The sequence below is a fragment of the Micromonospora sp. 4G55 genome (assembly GCF_016803375.1).
This window is the reverse complement of sequence record NZ_JAEVHN010000669.1, coordinates 1-3,317: the sequence shown is the minus strand read 5'-3', so window position 1 is coordinate 3,317 and position 3,317 is coordinate 1. Positions and strand designations below refer to the sequence as shown.

At 75.0% G+C, this 3,317-nt stretch carries 3 protein-coding genes; all 3 read left to right on the top strand.

Translation table 11 applies throughout. The features are described from left to right. Positions 1-812 (top strand): YhgE/Pip family protein (locus tag JNW89_RS32045; protein ID WP_238451901.1); only part of this gene is annotated, 812 nt, incomplete at its 5' end. Between the two features lie 92 nt (positions 813-904). After that, positions 905-1,498 carry a TetR/AcrR family transcriptional regulator gene (locus JNW89_RS32040; RefSeq protein WP_154943518.1) on the top strand — a complete coding sequence of 198 codons (594 nt, stop codon included), beginning with the start codon at positions 905-907 and terminating at the stop codon, positions 1,496-1,498. A gap of 124 nt (positions 1,499-1,622) precedes the next feature. Further along, positions 1,623-3,317: ABC transporter ATP-binding protein (locus tag JNW89_RS32035; RefSeq protein ID WP_238451900.1), on the top strand; the 1,695-nt coding region annotated here is incomplete at its 3' end.

Here is a 3,317-nt window from a genome sequence, read left to right as displayed (position 1 = left end):
ACCTCGACGGCGGCCTCGCCCGGCTCAGCGGGGGCAGCGACCGGCTCGCCGCCGGCCTGACCAAGCTGGAGGGCGGCGCCGGCCAGCTCGCCGACGGGCTGACCGCGGGGGAGAAGAAGATCCCCGGGTACGACGACGCGGCCGACCGGGCCGGTGTCCTCGGCGATCCGGTCTCGCTGGACCGCACGTCCGAGCACCCCGCCGGCTCGTACGGCGTCGGGTTCGCCCCGTACTTCCTCGGGCTGGCGCTCTGGGTCGGCGCGATGATCACGTACATGCTGCTGCGGCCGGTGAACCCGCGGCACGTGATGTCCGACGCGCCCGCCTGGCGGGTCGCGCTCGCCGGCTGGCTGCCCGCCGCGGCGATCGGACTGGCCCAGGCCGGGGTGCTGTTCACCGTGGTCACCCTGGTGCTCGGCCTTGACCCGGAGCACCCGGCGGCGACGTTCGGGCTGCTCGCGCTGACCTCGCTGGCGTTCACCGCGATCATGCAGTGGCTCGGCGCGCAGCTCGGCCCGGCCGGCCGGCTCGCCTCGCTGGCCCTGCTGATGCTCCAGCTCACCTCCTCCGGCGGCACCTACCCGGTGCAGACCTCGCCCGACTTCTTCCAGGCCGTCCACCCGTGGCTGCCGATGACGTACGTGGTGCAGGGGCTGCGGCACACCATCAACGGCGGGTCGTCGGCGACCGTGGTCACCGGTGCGCTGGTCATCGCCGCCTTCGGCGCGGCGGCGCTGGTGCTCACCGTCGGCGCGGCGCGCCGGTCCCGGCGACTGACCCCGGCGAAGCTGCACCCCGAACTGACCATGTGAGGATGCTGATGGGCCGGACGGGGGTACGCGAGCAGCCCCTCCCCGGCTCGCACCGGTCCGTCACGGACCGGTCGGGCGGACGGGGAGGGCGAGTGACGGACGGACGGTCGCGGCGGCGGGAGGACACCCGGCAGCGCCTCTTCGTGGCGGCGGTGGAACTCATCGCCGAGCAGGGCTTCTCCGCCACGACGGTGGACGACATCGCGGCCCGCGCCGGGGTGGCCAAGGGCACGGTCTACTACAACTTCGAGTCCAAGACGGTCCTCTTCGAGGAGCTGCTGCGACACGGCATCGGCCTGCTCACCGCCGACTTCCGGGCCGCGGTGGCCGGCCTGCCGCCGCGCGAGGCGCTCGCCGCCCTGGTCCGCGCCGAGCTGGAGTACATCCGGCGCTACCGGGCCTTCGCCCAGCTGCTGCTCTCGGAGATGTGGCGGACCAACCGCGAGTGGCAGCAGACCCTGCGCCTGCTGCGCGGGGAGGCGATCGAGGTGATCGCCGACACCGTCCGGGCCGGGGTGGCCAGCGGTGACCTCCCCGCCGACCTGGACGTACGGACCGCCTCGTCGGCGCTGTTCGGCGTCGGTCTGGTGGTGGCCGTGGACTGGCTGGTCTTCCAGCCGGAGCGGCCGATCGAGGACGTGCAGGAGGCGCTGCTCGGCATCGTCCGGCGGGTCGCCCAGACCTGACCTCCGGGGGCCGCCGGGCAGGTCGGGGCGCGGGTGGGGGCGCGGTAAATGCGTTGAATCGTCGCGGCCGGCGGACCAGGCTGGGGCGTACCGCCACCAACCCGAGTCCGGAGGGACCCTCCCCATGCGCCTGCTCCGTGATCTCTGGGCCACCGCGCCACGCCGGATGACGGTGGTGGTCGTCCTGATCGTGCTCGGCGCCGCCGGGCAGGCCGCCGCCTCGGCATTGGCCGGCCCGGTCCTGGTGCACCGGTCCGCCCCGTTCTTCGCCCTGCTGGTGGTGGCGCTGGTCGCCGCCGTCCTCAGCGACCTCGTCATCGGCCTGCTGATGGCCGGGCTCACCGCCGACTGGTCCGCCGACGTCCGCCGCCGGCTCTGCCGGGTGGCGCTCGGGCAGGACCTGACCACCCTGGAGACCACGCCGGTCGGCGAGCTGCTGGACCGGATCGACAACGACGTCTACCAGGTCGCCTCCGAGCTGCGGAACACCGGCGTACGACTGGTGCAGGGGCTGGCGGTCTGCCTGCTGGCCACGGTCAGCGCCCTGTTCGTCTGGTGGCCGGCCGGGGTCGGCATGCTGGTGCTCACCGCCCTGCTCGCCGTCGTGCTGCGCCGCCCCACCGCGCGTATCGGCCCGGCCCGGATGGCCGAGGAGGAGGCCTGGTCGGACCTCGCCGCCGTGATGGAGGAGGCGGTGCACGGCCAGGACGACGTACGGACCAGCCTGGCCCGGCCGTACGTGCTGCGCCTCTACGCCGGGCGCGCCGCCGAGGTGCTGGCCCGGTGCCGGCGGGTGTTCCTGATGTCCGCCCGGGTCACCACGATCGCCGCCGGCGCCGTCCGCGCCGGCATCGCCGCCGTGGTGCTCGGCGGGGCCTGGGCGCTGGCCACCGGCCGGATCGACGGCGCCCGGCTGACCGCGATCTGGCTGCTCGCCATCGCCTTCGGGGCCACCGTCGAGCACCTCGCCCGCTGGGTGCCCCACCTGCAGTACGCGCTCGGCGCGTGGGCCCGGGTGCAACTGCTCTCCGACGCCCGGCAGGAGCCGGCGGGCGGCGCGGCCCCGGCCGAGGGCGACCTCAGCGTCCGTGGGCTCACCTTCCAGTACCCGGACACCGCCGACGCCGAGCGGGGGCCGGCGCTGCGTGACATCCGGCTCACCTTCGCCCGCGGCCGGTCGTACGCCCTGGTCGGGCGGACCGGGTCGGGCAAGTCGACGCTGGCCAAGGTGCTCACCCGCGCGGTCGACGTGCCGCGCGGCACGGTCTTCCTCGGCGACGCCGACCTGGTGGACCTGGACGTCGAGCAGTTGCGCCGGTGGGTCGCCGTGGTCCCGCAGCGCACCGAGATCCTGGCCGGGACGCTGGCCGAGAACGTCGCGCTCTTCGACCCCGACCTGCTCGACGACGCCACCCGGGCGCTGGAGGAGCTGGGGCTGGCCGGCTGGATCGCGGAGCTGCCCGACGGCGTCCGGACCCGGCTGGGCGAGGGCGGGCACGTCCTCTCCGCCGGTCAGGAACAGCTGGTGGCGTTCGCCCGGATCCTGGTCCGCGACCCGCACGTGGTGATCCTCGACGAGGCCACCGCCCGGTTGGACCCGGTCACCGAGACCCGGGTGCGCCAGGCCACCGAGCGGCTGCTCACCGACCGGATCGGCATCGTCATCGCGCACCGCCTCTCCTCGGTGCGCCGCTGCGACGAGGTGGTGGTGATGGCCGACGGCGCGGTACTGGAGGCCGGCCCGCTGCGCGAGTCGGAACGCTTCGCCGAGCTGCTGGCCAGCAGCCACGCCGCCGCGTACGCCCCGGCCGGCGCGGGC